Origin of the sequence: Mycobacterium sp., from assembly GCF_049647605.1 — a bacterium.
In the GTDB taxonomy this organism is placed as follows: Bacteria; Actinomycetota; Actinomycetes; order Mycobacteriales; family Mycobacteriaceae; genus Mycobacterium.
Genome location: NZ_JBARXZ010000001.1, coordinates 1 through 14380, shown reverse-complemented (window position 1 = coordinate 14380; position 14380 = coordinate 1). Strand labels below are relative to the sequence as shown.

Here is a 14380-nt window from a genome sequence, read left to right as displayed (position 1 = left end):
AGGATTCCATGCATAGATCCGCAGAATGCGGCGTTTTGTTGCGTGAGGGGAGGGTTGACTCGATGGATCGGCTGGACGAGACCGACGAACTGATCCTGGCGCAGCTGGCCGAGAACTCTCGTGCGACGTTCGCCGAGATCGGGGAGCGGGTCAACCTGTCGGCGCCGGCGGTGAAACGGCGGGTGGACCGGCTGATCGGCAACGGGGTGATCCGCAACTTCACCACGGTGATCGATCGGCAGGCGCTGGGCTGGACCACCGAGGCCTATGTGCAGGTCTACTGCCACGGAAACATCTCCCCGGAACGGCTGCGGGCGGCGTGGGTGGCGATGCCCGAGGTGGTGTCGGCAGCAACGGTGACCGGTACCGCGGATGCGATCCTGCACGTGCTCGCGCGCGACATGCGGCACCTGGAAGCAACATTGGAGCAGATTCGGTCCAGCGGGGACATCGAGCGCAGCGAAAGCATCGTGGTGCTGTCGAGTCTGATCGACCGGTCGCCGCCGGCCGGCTGAGCAGTTGTACCGAGGGTGGCGAACCACGCCGCCGCGACATCGTGTAGACAACTTGCGTGGGAATTGTCATCGTTGGTGGTGGACTGGCCGCGACCCGGGTCGCCGAGCAGTTGCGCCGTGCGGAGTACACCGGACCGGTCACGATCGTCAGCGACGAGGTGCATCTGCCCTACGATCGGCCGCCGCTGTCGAAGGAAGTGCTGCGGGCCAAGGTCGACGACGTGACGCTCAAACCCCTGGAGTTCTACGACGAGAACAACATCACGCTGCTGCTGGGATCGGCCGCGACCACCATCGACGGTGATGCCAAGACCGTGACGCTGGCCAACAACACGGTCCTGGCCTACGACGAGTTGATCATCGCCACCGGTTTGGTGCCCAGGCGCATTCCGTCGTTCCCGGACCTGCCCGGTGTCCGGGTGCTACGGACCTTCGACGAGAGCCTGGAGCTGCGCAAGCATGCCGGCGAGGCGCATCGTGCGGTTGTCATCGGGGCCGGTTTCATTGGCTGCGAGGTTGCTGCCAGCCTGCGTGGACTCGGTGTCGAGGTGGCGATGGTGGAACCGCAACCGACACCGCTGGCGTCGGTACTCGGCGAACAGATCGGTGAACTCGTCGCCCGGCTGCACCGTGGCGAGGGTGTCGACGTGCGCACCGGAGTCGGGGTCGCCGAGGTGCTGGGCGCCGGTCGGGTGGAGAAGGTGGTGTTGACCGACGGGGCCGAGATCGAGGCCGACCTGGTGGTGGTGGGCATCGGTTCCCGCCCGGCCACCGATTGGCTCGAGGGCAGTGGGGTGGCCGTGGACAACGGCGTCATCTGCGACAACGTGGGCCGCACCGGAGTCCCGCACATCTGGGCTCTCGGCGATGTGGCTTCGTGGCAGGACGCTCTGGGGCATCAAGCCCGCGTGGAACATTGGAGCAACGTTGCCGAACAGGCCCGGGTGCTGGTGCCGTCGCTGCTCGGCATTGAGCCGCCGCAGGCCGTGGTGGTCCCGTACTTCTGGAGCGATCAGTACGACGTCAAGATCCAGTGTCTGGGGGAGCCGGAGTCCGACGACGTGGTGCACCTGGTCGAGGACGACGGCCGCAAATTCCTGGCGTACTACGAGCGGGAAGGCGCGGTCGTGGGCGTGGTCGGCGGCGGGATGCCGGGCAAGGTCATGAAAGCGCGGGCCAAGATCGCCGCCGGCGCCGCCATCTCCGAAGTGTTGGGCTGACTTTCGCTACCCACAGGAGCTAGCGCGTTGTCCATTCGCCGCCGTTGACGGCGATGGTCTGCCCGGTGATCTGACGTGCGCCGGGTGAGGCCAGAAACCGGACGGTCGCGGCGATATCGTCCGGCGTGCCCGCACGATTGGTCATCGCCGCTTCGATCAGAGAACCTCTGCGTTCATCGGTGAGCTTGTCTCGGAAGAACTCCGTGTCGGCGATGTAGCCGGGCGAGACGACGTTGGCGGTGATGCCCCGATCGCCGAGTTGCCGGGCCAGGTCGACGTTCCACGATGCGACGGCCGCCTTGGCGGCTCCGTATGAGCCGGCCCCCTTGTCTGCGGCGATGGAACCGATGGTGATCACGGATGAACCGCTCGGCATGGCGGGAAGCAGCGCCGTTGTCATCAGCACCGCGGTGAGCACGTTGCTGTCCAGGTTCTGGCGCCATGCATCGGCGAGTTCGTCCAAGTTGCGCGGTGTCTGCCGGTCGAAATCGGTGTTGCCGCCGGCATTGTTGACCAACACGTCGACGGCGCCGATCTCCTGCGCCGCTGCAGCAGTCTGCTGGGGGTCGGTCCCGTCCATCGTGATCGCCCGGGCCGAGCTGCCGATGGTTTCCAGCGCCGCCCGGAGCACCTCCGATCGGCGTCCCGTGATGACAACATCGCAACCTTCTGCGGCGAATCGAGCGGCGATCTCCCGGCCGATACCGGTGCCGCCGCCAGTCACTACGACAGAGCGCATGGGTAACCCACTTCCTGCTATGTTTAGGTCTAAACAACAGTAGCAGGAGAGCCCGTGGACGCCACACCAAGCGATCCCGTCGACGCGATTGCCGCGGCGTGGAAGCGTGAGTTACCGGATCTCCCGGTGGATTCCATCGGGATCGTCACCCGGGTGTGGCACATCGCGAAGCTGCTCGGCGACGACCGGGCGCGCCTGCTGCGTGACCGTCGCGCCGATATGGCCACCCTCGACCTGCTGTCCACGCTGCGCCGCCATGGCCGGCCCTACTCGATGACCACCCGTGAACTGGCGGCAGCTTCGCTGATCACCGCCGGAGCGATCACCCAACGCGTGGACCGGGCGGAGGCGCAAGGTTTCGTGAAACGGACCGGGCGCCGTGACTCGCGAACCGTGGACGTCGAGCTCACCCCGCTCGGTCGTGCAGAAGTCGACGATCTTGTCGGCGCCGTGCTGGCGCGGGAATGCGAGTTGCTCGACGGGCTCTCCAAGGATCAGCAAGAACAGCTGGAGAACACCCTCAGACTGCTTCTCCAGCACCTGTCGCTCCTGCTCGGAGATGGTCAGCGGCCCGGTCACGTCGGGCATTCCGCTGCCGGCGTTGATGCCTGAATGGTTGGTGAACGAGCGTATTTGTACGCCCGGCACGGAGTGCCGGCGTACAAACACGCTCGTTCAGGGCGGTGATGAGAGCTCCCCGGCTTCAGAACTCGCCCAGATAGAACCGGCCGCCCTGGTCGTCGGTGCACTCGGCCATCAACCCGTAGGACTGTCGGTTGGGTTCTTGTTGCACCGTGCCACCGGCCTCCCGGACGCGGCCGACGGCGCTGCCGATGTCGGCAACCGTCCACATCGGCATCGTCACCGCGGTGGTGGAACCGCCGGCGGCACCGGCCATCGGATGGGTGCCCGATATCTCCCAGCCGTCATCGACCCGACCCGGGGCAAATGTCCAGAACAGCAATCCGCTGTAGAACGACCGGAACTCCGCGGCATCGGGTACCTGGTAGGTGATGTACGAGAGTTCGCCGGGCCCAGTGCCGTTGAGCGCCGGGCGGGGTGTGCCGGGTTTCGGGGTGAACACCGCGAACGCCATGCCCTGCGAATCGGTGGCGTCGAGGACGGTGCCGAAATCGAACTCGGTGATGGCGCCGGGTTGCCCGCCACCGCGCACGATCGACCGGCGGGCCCCCTCGAGATCGGTGACCGCATAGCAGCAGAACAGCGTGCTGGACCCGGCGTCGTGGATGCCGATGGGTTGCGTGGTGTTGGTGACCTGACCGGTGTCCGGGTCGAATACCCAGCCCAGAACGTGGCCGTAGAACGCGGCGGCCCGGGCGGCGTCCGGTGCCCACACCGATACGTACCCGACATCGCCGTGGGCGATGGTCGCGGCCGCTTCCGTCGTCGGCCCCGTCAGCATCCAGCGATGGCCGAACGGATCGATGATGCTGGCGTTTCGGGCGCCGTGATCCTCGTAGGGTTCGCGCTGCACCCGGGCGCCGCCGCTGCGGGCTCGCTCCAGCACGGTGTCGGTGTCGGCCACCGGCAGCATCAGGCTCACCGAGGTGGCCCCCGGCGCCGGAGCCGTCAGGCCCAGCTCGGGGTAGGCGTCGGCCAGGTACAGCACCCCGGTGCCCACTCGGAGTTCAGCATGGCCGATTCGGTTGTCGTCCATGACAATCGGGTCACCCAGTACGGTGGCGCCGAAGATGTCGAGGTACCAGCTGATCGCGGCCCGGGCATCGGCCACGGTCAGATAGGGGTGCAGCGCCCCCGCGGTGCTCAGGTTCTTGATGGCGGTGTCGGTGCCGCTCATGATCACTCCTTCGGGAAGGGTCCGTGCCGTCTCGAGGCGGCGGCGCAGACGTGCGGCGAACTGTGGGTCGGGTTGCACCGGAAGGTCGTCACCGTGCAGCACATGCAACGGATCGCGATCGTTGATCTCGCTGTCGTTGATCATGGTGCACCTCCTTCCGGGTATTGCTGTCTGAACGCCCGGCGGGCCCGGACCAAGAGTGCTTCGGTGGCGTGCACGGTGCGGCCGATCAATTCGGCGCACTCCGGTACCGACCGGTCATCCATGTAGCGCAGGGCCAGCACGGTCCGATGTGTTTCCGACAATCTGGCCAGCACGCTCTCGGCGATCAGTCGGTCCAATTCGGCGTCCCAGGTATCGGTTTCGGCGATGAGCTCGGTCAGGTCCGCCACCGGAACGGTGAACCGGTCATGCCGGCGCCGGTAGTGATCGGCGAGTTTGTGCCGGGCCACCCCGAGTAGCCAGGGCACCGTGACCGGCGGCGGATCGACCTTTCTGGCGGCATCCATGGCCGCCAGGAAGGTCTCCGATGTCAGGTCCTCGGCCGTTCCGCGGTCGCTGCAGCGCCGCACGAAGTACCCGTACACGATCGGCAGCGCCTCGTCGTACAGCCTCAGCAGCACATCCGGGGCGCCCCGTTCGGCCCTGGGTCGCTCCGATTCGGCGCTCACATCCTCATCGTCGCCATCCGGAGTCGGACTCCGTCGCCTGTTTCCGCAATTTTTCCCGGGCGCCACCGAGCGGCCGCGCTACAGACCTGACGCGACGACCTCGAAGGCTTGGCCCAACGCTTCGGTCAGGGGCATGGCATCGTCGGCCAGCCAGTGCTCGTAGGCCGACAGCGCAACTCCCAGCATCATCCAGGCGACGGCCTGAGGGCCGATATCGTCGGGCAGCTGGTTGCGGCGGTAGGCCACGAACTCGGCGATGACGCGTCGCCAACCGGCGTACATGGTCATCGAATAAGCTTGTAGCTCGGCGGTTTCCAAGATCATCCGCATACGTTCGCGGTGCCGGATGGCCTCCTCCTCGTCGAAGGTGTTGAACGCCAGCAGCCCAGAGCGCAGAGCTTCTCGCACCGGCACATCCGGGTCGATGGCGGCGAACAGCTCCCTCAGCTGCGCCAGGTGGACGTCGAAATCCCCCCAGGGGATCGCGCTCTTGGAGGCGTAGTACCGAAACAGTGTGCGGCGCGCGATGCCGGCGGCCTGGGCCACGTCGTCGACACTCACCGCATCGAAGCCGTGGGTGCAGAACAGATCGATCGCGACGTCGGCAATGTGGTCGCGGGTGGTGGAGCGCTTCCTGCCCAGGTGGGCTTGCCCTTGCCGGGCAGTGGACTCAGCCACCAATACCCCTCCTCTTCCGTTTAGGCACTCGATGCCATATTGTGGTCCGCACCCGACGCTGTGTCGAGTGTCACATCAAGAAAGGCAGGTCAGTATGGAACACGATTCGCAGGTTGTATCAGATACCGAACTGGTCAGTGAGTCACTGGTCGAAGAGGTGTCCATCGACGGGATGTGTGGGGTCTACTGACCATGGGTAGCGCGCCGACGGTGATGTTCGATCCGGGCTGTGGATGGCGACTGCATCCCCAGGTGGCGGTGCGGCCGGAGCCGTTCGGCGCGCTGCTCTACCACTTCGGTACCCGCAAACTCTCGTTCCTGAAGAACCGCACGATCTTGGCGTTGATCGAATCGTTGGGTGATCACCCCGATGTGCGATCCGCCTGCCGCGCAGCCGATATCGACGATGACGCCCAGCAGCCCTACCTGCGTGCGCTGGCCACTTTGGTGGCGTCGAACATGCTTGTCCCGAAGGAGAACTCATGACTGCAGTGCTTCCCGTTCCGCGTCTGGTGGATCAGTTCGAGCGCGGCCTGGACGCCCCGATCTGTCTGACCTGGGAATTGACCTACGCCTGCAACCTGTCGTGTGTGCACTGCCTGTCGGCCTCCGGCAAGCGTGACCCGCGGGAGCTCTCGACGCAGCAATGCAAGGACATCATCGACGAGCTCGAGCGGATGCAGGTGTTCTACGTCAACATCGGTGGCGGGGAACCGACGGTGCGCCCGGATTTCTGGGAGCTGGTCGACTATGCGACCGAACACCATGTGGGGGTGAAGTTCTCCACCAACGGGGTGCGGATCAACGAGAAGGTGGCCGCCAAGCTGGCCGCGAGCGATTACGTCGATGTGCAGATCTCCCTCGATGGTGCGACTGCGGAGATCAACGACGCGGTGCGCGGTGCGGGGTCGTTCGCGATGGCGATCAAAGCTCTGGAGAACCTCAAAGCTGCCGGCTTCAAGGATGCCAAGATCTCGGTGGTGGTGACCCGCCACAACGTCGACCAGCTCGACGATTTCAAAGCCTTGGCCGACCACTACGGCGCCACCTTGCGAATCACCCGGTTACGGCCGTCGGGACGCGGGGCCGATGTGTGGGATGAGTTGCATCCGACCTCGGCGCAGCAGGTGCAGCTCTACGACTGGCTGGTGCTCAACGGTGAGCGGGTGCTCACCGGCGATTCGTTCTTCCACCTCGCCGGGCTCGGTGAGCCGGGTGCGCTCGCCGGTCTGAACCTGTGCGGGGCGGGGCGGGTGGTGTGTCTGATCGACCCGATCGGCGATGTGTATGCCTGCCCGTTTGCCATCCACGACAAGTTCCTGGCGGGAAATGTATTGGCAGGCGCGAGTTCCGGTGCGCCGGGATTCCAGGGTGTCTGGCAGGAGTCGCCGTTGTTCCTGGAGTTGCGGGAGCCGCAGTCGGCGGGTGCGTGCTCGGGATGTGACCACTTCGATGCCTGCCGCGGTGGCTGTATGGCCGCGAAGTTCTTCACCGGGCTACCCCTGGACGGGCCCGACCCCGAATGTGTCCAGGGTTTCGGTGAGCCGGCGCTGGCGATGGAGCGCGACAAGCCCAAGCCCAGCGGGGATCACTCCCGCACCGGCAAACGCAAGACCAGTGGTCCGGTGATGTTGTCACTGGCCGCCCCTCCGAAGAAATTCTGCAACGAAAGTCCCGTCTGATGGCTCGTGATAAGTGGTTCGAAACGGTGGCGATCGCCCAGCAGCGGGCGAAGAAGCGGCTGCCGAAGTCTGCCTATTCGTCGCTGATCTCCGCCAGCGAGAAGGGCGTGAGCGTCGCCGACAACGTGGCGGCGTTCTCCGAGCTCGGTCTGGCTCCGCACGTCATCGGTGCGACCGAGAAGCGTGAGCTCGCGACAACGGTGCTGGGTCAGGACATCTCGATGCCGGTGATCATCTCGCCGACCGGTGTGCAGGCCGTCGATCCCGACGGGGAGGTGGCAGTGGCCCGGGCGGCCGCCGCACGCGGTACCGCGATGGGACTGTCCTCGTTTGCGAGCAAGCCCATGGAAGAGGTCACCGCTGTCAACGGCAAGATCTTCTTCCAGATCTACTGGCTGGGCAGTCGCGACGAGATCCTGGCACGCATGGAGCGCGCCCGGGCCGCCGGTGCCGTCGGGCTGATCCTGACCACGGACTGGAGCTTCAGCCACGGCCGGGACTGGGGTTCGCCGAAGATCCCGGAGCGGATGGACCTCAAGACCATGGTCAAGATGTCTCCCGAGGTGCTGACCAAGCCGCGCTGGTTGTACAGCTTTGCCAAGACGCTGCGGCCACCGGATCTCCGGGTGCCCAATCAGGGGCGCCGCGGTGAGGCCGGGCCGACCTTCTTCGAGGCCTACGGCCAGTGGATGGGGACACCACCGCCCACCTGGGCGGACGTTGCCTGGTTGCGTGAGCAATGGGGTGGCCCGTTCCTGCTCAAGGGCATGGTTCGGGTGGACGATGCCAAACGCGCTGTAGATGCCGGTGTTTCAGCGATCACGGTGTCCAATCACGGTGGCAACAACCTGGACAGCACTCCGGCGGCCATCCGGTGTCTGCCCGCCATCGCCGACGCGGTGGGTGACCAGGTGGAGGTTCTGCTGGACGGCGGGATCCGCCGCGGCAGCGACGTCGTCAAGGCGGTTGCGCTCGGCGCCCGTGCGGTGATGATCGGCCGGGCGTATCTGTGGGGTCTGGCGGCCAACGGACAAGCCGGAGTGGAGAACGTCCTCGACATCCTGCGCGGCGGGATCGACTCCGCGCTCATGGGACTCGGGCACTCCTCGATTCACGATCTGACCCCGGAGGACATTCTGGTCCCCGACGGCTTCACCCGTGCCCTCGGCACCTGAGCGCCGGCACAACTGATACAGGCGAGACAGGCGGGGCTGTGGTGAACCAATGGTTCCCGTGGCCCCGCCGGTCGTGAAAGAATTCCGTCCGCTGTGCCAACAATCGGGGCGTTCCAGGTGAATTCGGCCTACCATCGGCAAGTGCCTGCCCCCACGGTCCTCGGGAACATGACGTCACCGCAGTTGCACAGCACTTCTCCCGTCGTTGTCGTCCCGGTGGGGTCCACCGAACAGCACGGGCCGCATCTTCCGCTGGATACCGACACGCGAATCGCGACTGCGGTGGCGCGCGCGATGATCACCCGCGTGGCCGATCCGGCCTATCTGCTGGCACCCCCGGTGCCTTACGGCGCCAGTGGCGAGCACGAAGGATTTCCCGGCACCGTCTCCATCGGTTCGGAGGTCCTGGAGCGGGTACTCGTCGAGTTCGGCCGGTCCGCGTGTCGCTGGGCTCAGCGGCTGGTGTTTGTCAACGGCCACGGCGGCAATGTCACGGCATTGCGCGCGGCGACCGCGCTGCTGCGATATGAAGGCCGTGACGTCGGTTGGGGCTCGTGCACCGTCCGGGGTGGCGACGCGCACGCGGGCCATGCCGAAACATCGGTCTTGCTGTATCTTTCGCCATCTGATGTCCTGGTCGAGGAGTTCTGTCCAGGTAACAGCGCACCGTTGGCGGAGTTGATGCCGAGGATGCGTAGCGGGGGAGTGGCAGCAGTGAGTGAGGTGGGAGTATTGGGGGATCCGACCACCGCGACCGCGGATGCGGGCGAACGGTTGTTCGAGGAGATGGTCAGCGGCTGCGTCGAGCGGGTGGTGCGGTGGACACCCAACACCGACGGAATGCTCGTATGAGGCCGACAACCGGAACCGGGTCCACAGTGGCCCGGTTGCCGGACGGGTTTGCCGTCCAGGTGGACCGTCGGGTGCGGGTGTTGGGTTCCGGAGCGGCCCTGCTCGGCGGTTCGCCGACACGCCTGCTGCGGCTGGCGCCGGCCGCGCAGACGCTGCTCGACGATGGCAGGCTGGAGGTGCACGACGCCACCAGTGCCCAACTCGCACGCACGCTGCTCGACGCCACCGTGGCACATCCGCGGCCGGCTGGCGGGCCGTCACACCTGGACGTCACCGTTGTTGTTCCAGTGCGCGACAACAGTTTTGGGGTTCAGCGGCTGGTCTCCTCGATGCGTGGGCTGCGAATCATCATCGTCGACGACGGCTCGAAGTGCCCGGTACAGGCCGGCGACTTCGCCGGATGTCACTGCGACGTCCAGGTGATCCGCCACCCGGTCAGCTGCGGCCCGGCGGCCGCCAGGAACACCGGGTTGGCAGCCAGCCACACCAATTTTGTCGCCTTCCTGGATTCCGATGTGGTGCCGCGCCGGGGCTGGCTGGAGGCGCTGCTCGGACATTTCTGCGATCCGTCGGTGGCGCTGGTCGCGCCCCGCATCGTGGGGATGTCGCAGACCGACAACATGGTGGGCCGGTATGAGGCCATTCGCTCCTCGCTGGACTTGGGGCACCGGGAAGCTCCGGTGCTGCCCTACAGCACGGTGTCCTACGTGCCGAGTGCGGCCATCATCTGCCGGCGCAGCATCGTCGCCGACCTCGGCGGCTTCGATGAGGACATGCTCTCCGGAGAGGACGTCGACCTGTGCTGGCGCCTGGTCGAGGCCGGCGCCCGGTTGCGCTACGAGCCCATCGCTCTGGTGGCCCATGACCACCGCACCAAACTGCGAGACTGGATGACGCGCAAGGCGTTCTACGGGACTTCGGCGGCGCCGTTGTCGGCGAGACACCCGGACAAGACGGCGCCCATGGTGGTGTCTGGCACCACCGCGGTGGTGTGGCTGCTGATCGCCGTCGGCACCCGGCTGAGCTATCTGGCCTCGCTGGTCGCCGTCGCCCTCACCGGGCGCCGGGTGGCCAAAGCCATGAAGGCCCCCGAGACCCAGCCCCGGGACGTCGCGTTTGTCACCGGCCGCTGGCTCGGCTCGGCCGTGCTGCAGCTGACCTCGGCCATCTGCCGGCACTACTGGCCGGTGGCGATGGTGGCGGCCGTGCTCTCCAAGAGGTGCCGCCGTATTGTGCTGCTGGCAGCCGCGATCGACGGCGTGGTGGATTGGCTGAGCCGCCGGCACCACACCGAGGACGACGCCAAACCCCTGGGGCTGATCGCCTACCTGCTGCTCAAACGTCTCGACGACATCGCCTACGGCACCGGATTGTGGACCGGGGTGGTGCGGGAACGCACCCTCGGCCCGCTGAAGCCGCAAATCCGGTCCTGACGGGTGACTGCGCTCTCACACAGCGACGTACTGATCGTCGGCGCCGGTAGTGCAGGATCTGTGCTCGCGGCAACGCTTTCCACCGATTCGGCTCGTACCGTCACGGTCCTGGAATCCGGGCCGGGGCCGGCCGAGTGCGGGGTCGGCGCGCTGACCCGCAACGGTCTGCAACTGCCCATCGGCGATGTCAGCCCGGTGGTGGCGCGCTATCAGACCGAGCTGACCGATGCGCCGCGGCGGGGCGCGCAGCTGGTGCGCGGTGCCACCGTCGGCGGGTCGGGCGCGGTCAACGGTGGCTACTTCTGCCGGGCGATGCCCAGCGATATCGCCGGATGGGACTTGCCCGGCTGGTCCTGGGCTGACGTGCTGGCCCACTACCTGGACATCGAAACCGATCTGGACTTCCCGGAGCATCCCGAGCACGGCCACACCGGTCCCATCCCGATTCGCCGCACCCGCGAGTTCACCGGTAGCAGTGCGACCTTCATCGAGGCCGCCGAACAGGCCGGGTTCGGGTGGCTGCCGGATCTGAGCTCCGGGACGGCGCTGAACTCGGGAGTCGACGGGGTGGGTGCGGTACCGCTGAACATCGTCGGCGGCGTCCGCACCGGGCCCGGGGCGGCTTTCCTGGAACCGGCGATGAGCCGGCCGAACCTGCGGATCCGAACCGGCGTGCGGGCGGTCCGGATCCAGATCTGCGGGCGCCGGGCCACCGGTGTCGAGGTGATCGGACCTGACGGACCCGAGGTGTTGACCGCTGATCGAATTGTATTGTGCTGCGGTGCAATCGGCTCTGCGCACCTGTTGATGCTGTCCGGGGTGGGTGATGAGGCGCACCTGCGGGAGATCGGGATACCGCTGATCGTTCCAGCGCCGGTGGGGCGTCGGTTCGCCGACCATCCGGAATGGGTGCTGCCGACGAACTGGGCCGTTGCGCCCAGCAGGCCGGTGCTGGAAGTGGTGCTGAGTCTGCAGGGTGAACTCGAGATCCGGCCCTATACCGGCGGTTTCATTGCGATGGTGGGCAACTCGGTCAGTGGGCACCCGGATTGGCCACATCTGGGGGTGGCGCTGATGCGGCCCCGGTCGCGGGGGCGACTGTCGCTGCGGTCCGCCGATCCGGCAGTGCCGCCGCGTATCGAACATCGTTATGACAGCGTGGCCTCCGATGTGGAGGCGCTGCGCACCGGTGCCGAGATTGCGCGACACTTGGCCAGTGCCGCAACCGAAATCGGTGAGCCGGCCTGGGCGACGTCGCAGCACCTGTGCGCCACCGCGCCGATGGGTGCCGATGGGGACACGATGGCGGTGACGGATCCCTCCTGCCGGGTGCGGGGGGTTGACGGACTGTGGGTGATCGACGGCTCGGTGCTGCCCGCGGTGCCGAGCCGTGGTCCCCACGCGACGATCGTGATGCTGGCGCACCGGGCGGCGCAGTTGCTGTCCGGCTGACCCGACAGCGGGGCCAGGGCCTCGGCCAGCAGCGTGGCGGCCACCACTCCGTCGATCACCGGGACGCCGAGTTGTTGGCGCAGCGGTTCGGCGAAGCGCGCCATGGCCGCACATCCCAACACGATCGACCGGCTGCCGTCGGCCTCGAGCGCCTGGGCGCACAACCGGCCGATCGGTTCGATGCTGCCGGGATCGGAGTCGATCCGCAGGACGGGGATGTCGCAGACGTACCCCCCAGGCAGGCGGTGGGGGTGTAGGCCCTGGGTCGCCGAAACCGGCGATCACGTACGCATCCGGCCGATTGTCGGCGGGCCGTTGTCCGGTTGCCGCCGACCGCCCGCCGGTGACGAAACGGCTTCTGCTGCAGAAGAGCCGAGCCGGGTAGGCTTGCCGGGCCGGGTGAGGTGCCGACCGTGGCGTCGCGTCTCTGCGGTGAATGCATTTGTGCGACTGGCAGTCGTCTCGAGAGGGCTGCGGTCATGCTGGTGAGAAGGGTTCTGCAATGACGATCGGACCGACGGGGCTGACCGGGTCTGCGACGGGGCCGACCGAGCCGACCACCGGCCGGAGCGATCCTCGGCCGGCGCGATCGCGTGCCCGGCTGCTCGAGTCCGCTACCGCACTTCTGCGCACGGGTGGGCCCAGCGCGGTCACCGTCGATGCGGTGTTGCGTGGGGCGAACGTCGCTCGCGCCACCCTGTACCGGCACTTTCCGAGCGGTAACGACCTACTGGCCGCAGCGTTTCACGCGCTCATCCCGCCGGCGCTGACGCCACCGGAGCAGGGGTCGCTCCGGGACCGGCTGATCGCGCTGGTGCAGGCGCAAGCCCAGCTGATCGCCGACGCACCGGCCAGCCTCACCGCGTTGTCGTGGCTGTCGCTCGGCGGCGATCTGGGGGGGTACCCGTTCTCGCCGAGCGGCACGGTCGCTGACAGTGCCGAAGTGCGCACCCTGCGGGAGCGGGTCGCCGAACAGTACGCCGCACCCTTCGACGCCATCCTCCGCAGTGATCAGGCCATCGCCGAACTCGGTGCTGTCGACCACGGCGAGGCGGCGGCGCTGCTACTGGGCCCGATCACGCTCGCCAAATTGAGCACTCTGCCCGATGTCGACTACCGCCGCCTGGCGGAGTGCGCAGTGGACGGTTACCTGGCGACGCACTCCCGGCATACGCCGCTCACCTCAGCGAACAACGAATAGGTACGAAGGCGCTCGAGGCCGCCGACAGATGTGTTGGCCGAGAGCCTCGGGGGCCGGACCTCACGTGACCGGGCTCGCGCGCGCAGATGCGTTCGAGCAAGTCGGCGGGTGTCGGGTTGTCGGTGTGGGGATCGTCGGAGCCGCCCGGAGGAATTTCGGGCTATTGTCCGTTTACTTTGATCTCCAGATCTCGGGGGTGTTCCCCCCGCCGGCGCTGGGCCGTCCTGGTGGCGGTTCTACTTGTGGTGTTCGCAGCCGGCTGCGGACAGGGGCAGACGTCGGACGGTGAGCAGGCGCCGACGCCGGACGCGACCCTCGATTCCGGGGAGGTGCACACCGGGGCCGGGGCAGTGCGCGGTCTCGTTGCGCCGGATCATGTTCTCTTCCAAGGTATTCCGTACGCCGCGCCGCCGGTGGGGGAGCTGCGTTGGCGGCCTCCGGCTCCGGTGCAGGCGTGGGACGGCCTGCGCGACGCCACCAAACCCGGCGTGCGCTGCGTCCAAGGCAACATGCTCGACCCCGACTACGGATTGGCCGTGGGCGAGGACTGCCTGACGCTCAATGTCTGGGCGCCCACCGGCGCGGCAGGCCTGCCGGTGATGGTGTGGATTCACGGCGGTGCCTTCGTCAACGGCAGCTCCGACCTCTACCGGGCGCAGTTGCTGGCTGCCCGGGGCCAGATCGTTGTCGTCACCATCAACTACCGGCTGGGAGCCCTCGGATTCCTGGCCCATCCCGCTTTCGGGCCGCCGGCCGACGTCGGTAACTACGGTCTGGCCGACCAGCAGGCGGCACTGCGTTGGGTACAGGAGAACATCGGCGCCTTCGGGGGCGATCCGCAGAAGGTCACGGTGGCGGGGCAGTCCGCCGGCGGCATGTCGGTGTGTGACCATCTCGCCGCGCCCGGATCCGCCGGGCTGTTCCGGGCCGCCATCATCATGAG

The 14380-nt window shown here is 67.1% G+C and carries 16 protein-coding genes and 1 pseudogene; 12 read left to right on the top strand and 5 right to left on the bottom strand.

Annotated features, from left to right (window positions below; translation table 11 throughout):
- Window positions 1–62 precede the first annotated feature (62 nt).
- Complete coding sequence (locus WBB07_RS00085; RefSeq protein ID WP_526303598.1) at window positions 63–515, top strand: Rv2324 family transcriptional regulator; 453 nt, start codon at window positions 63–65, stop codon at window positions 513–515.
- A 56-nt stretch (window positions 516–571) separates the two neighbouring features.
- The gene (locus WBB07_RS00080) at window positions 572–1735 is read left to right on the top strand and encodes an NAD(P)/FAD-dependent oxidoreductase (RefSeq protein ID WP_526303596.1); all 1164 of its coding nucleotides are present in this window, start codon (window positions 572–574) and stop codon (window positions 1733–1735) included.
- Between the two features lie 19 nt (window positions 1736–1754).
- Here the strand turns inward: WBB07_RS00080 and WBB07_RS00075 are convergent, their stop codons facing one another.
- Window positions 1755–2474, bottom strand: a complete 720-nt coding sequence (locus WBB07_RS00075) for an SDR family NAD(P)-dependent oxidoreductase (protein ID WP_526303594.1) — start codon at window positions 2472–2474, stop codon at window positions 1755–1757.
- 54 nt (window positions 2475–2528) lie between these two features.
- Between WBB07_RS00075 and WBB07_RS00070 the strand changes: the two genes are divergently transcribed.
- Entirely contained in the window at window positions 2529–3086 is a 558-nt protein-coding gene (locus WBB07_RS00070) for a MarR family winged helix-turn-helix transcriptional regulator (RefSeq protein ID WP_526303592.1), read from the top strand.
- 91 nt (window positions 3087–3177) lie between these two features.
- Here WBB07_RS00070 and WBB07_RS00065 read toward each other — a convergent pair whose 3' ends face one another.
- From WBB07_RS00065 to mftR, 3 genes are all read right to left on the bottom strand, one after another.
- Complete coding sequence (locus WBB07_RS00065) at window positions 3178–4437, bottom strand: VOC family protein (protein ID WP_526303591.1); 1260 nt, start codon at window positions 4435–4437, stop codon at window positions 3178–3180.
- Window positions 4434–4964: an RNA polymerase sigma factor gene (locus WBB07_RS00060; RefSeq protein ID WP_526303589.1), complete on the bottom strand. Its 531-nt coding sequence runs from the start codon at window positions 4962–4964 to the stop codon at window positions 4434–4436. Before WBB07_RS00060 ends, WBB07_RS00065 begins: the two co-directional genes overlap by 4 nt.
- A gap of 78 nt (window positions 4965–5042) precedes the next feature.
- The gene (gene mftR, locus WBB07_RS00055) at window positions 5043–5642 is read right to left on the bottom strand and encodes a mycofactocin system transcriptional regulator MftR (RefSeq protein ID WP_526303587.1); all 600 of its coding nucleotides are present in this window, start codon (window positions 5640–5642) and stop codon (window positions 5043–5045) included.
- A gap of 94 nt (window positions 5643–5736) precedes the next feature.
- Between mftR and mftA the strand changes: the two genes are divergently transcribed.
- From mftA to mftG, 7 genes are all read left to right on the top strand, one after another.
- Window positions 5737–5832: a mycofactocin precursor MftA gene (mftA, locus tag WBB07_RS00050; protein WP_526303585.1), complete on the top strand. Its 96-nt coding sequence runs from the start codon at window positions 5737–5739 to the stop codon at window positions 5830–5832.
- A 2-nt stretch (window positions 5833–5834) separates the two neighbouring features.
- Entirely contained in the window at window positions 5835–6128 is a 294-nt protein-coding gene (gene mftB, locus WBB07_RS00045) for a mycofactocin biosynthesis chaperone MftB (protein WP_526303583.1), read from the top strand.
- A complete protein-coding gene (gene mftC, locus WBB07_RS00040; RefSeq protein ID WP_526303581.1) occupies window positions 6125–7324 on the top strand; it encodes a mycofactocin radical SAM maturase in 1200 nt (399 codons plus the stop codon). Before mftB ends, mftC begins: the two co-directional genes overlap by 4 nt.
- Complete coding sequence (gene mftD / locus WBB07_RS00035) at window positions 7324–8499, top strand: pre-mycofactocin synthase MftD (RefSeq protein ID WP_526303579.1); 1176 nt, start codon at window positions 7324–7326, stop codon at window positions 8497–8499. The genes mftC and mftD overlap by 1 nt, the downstream gene beginning before the upstream one ends.
- Before the next feature lie 117 nt (window positions 8500–8616).
- Window positions 8617–9351 carry a mycofactocin biosynthesis peptidyl-dipeptidase MftE gene (mftE, locus tag WBB07_RS00030; RefSeq protein ID WP_526303577.1) on the top strand — a complete coding sequence of 245 codons (735 nt, stop codon included), beginning with the start codon at window positions 8617–8619 and terminating at the stop codon, window positions 9349–9351.
- Window positions 9348–10784: a mycofactocin biosynthesis glycosyltransferase MftF gene (gene mftF / locus WBB07_RS00025; protein WP_526303575.1), complete on the top strand. Its 1437-nt coding sequence runs from the start codon at window positions 9348–9350 to the stop codon at window positions 10782–10784. Before mftE ends, mftF begins: the two co-directional genes overlap by 4 nt.
- Before the next feature lie 3 nt (window positions 10785–10787).
- On the top strand, window positions 10788–12236 hold the full coding sequence (gene mftG / locus WBB07_RS00020; protein ID WP_526303573.1) for a mycofactocin dehydrogenase MftG: 1449 nt from the start codon (window positions 10788–10790) through the stop codon (window positions 12234–12236).
- 92 nt (window positions 12237–12328) lie between these two features.
- Here the strand turns inward: mftG and WBB07_RS00015 are convergent.
- Window positions 12329–12439 (bottom strand): annotated as a pseudogene (locus WBB07_RS00015) (aspartate/glutamate racemase family protein); the annotation flags it as partial.
- A 299-nt stretch (window positions 12440–12738) separates the two neighbouring features.
- Between WBB07_RS00015 and WBB07_RS00010 the strand changes: the two are divergent.
- Both WBB07_RS00010 and WBB07_RS00005 read left to right on the top strand, forming a co-directional pair.
- The gene (locus tag WBB07_RS00010; RefSeq protein ID WP_526303571.1) at window positions 12739–13437 is read left to right on the top strand and encodes a TetR/AcrR family transcriptional regulator; all 699 of its coding nucleotides are present in this window, start codon (window positions 12739–12741) and stop codon (window positions 13435–13437) included.
- A 227-nt stretch (window positions 13438–13664) separates the two neighbouring features.
- A partial coding sequence (locus WBB07_RS00005) for a carboxylesterase family protein (protein ID WP_526303569.1) occupies window positions 13665–14380 on the top strand: 716 nt, incomplete at its 3' end.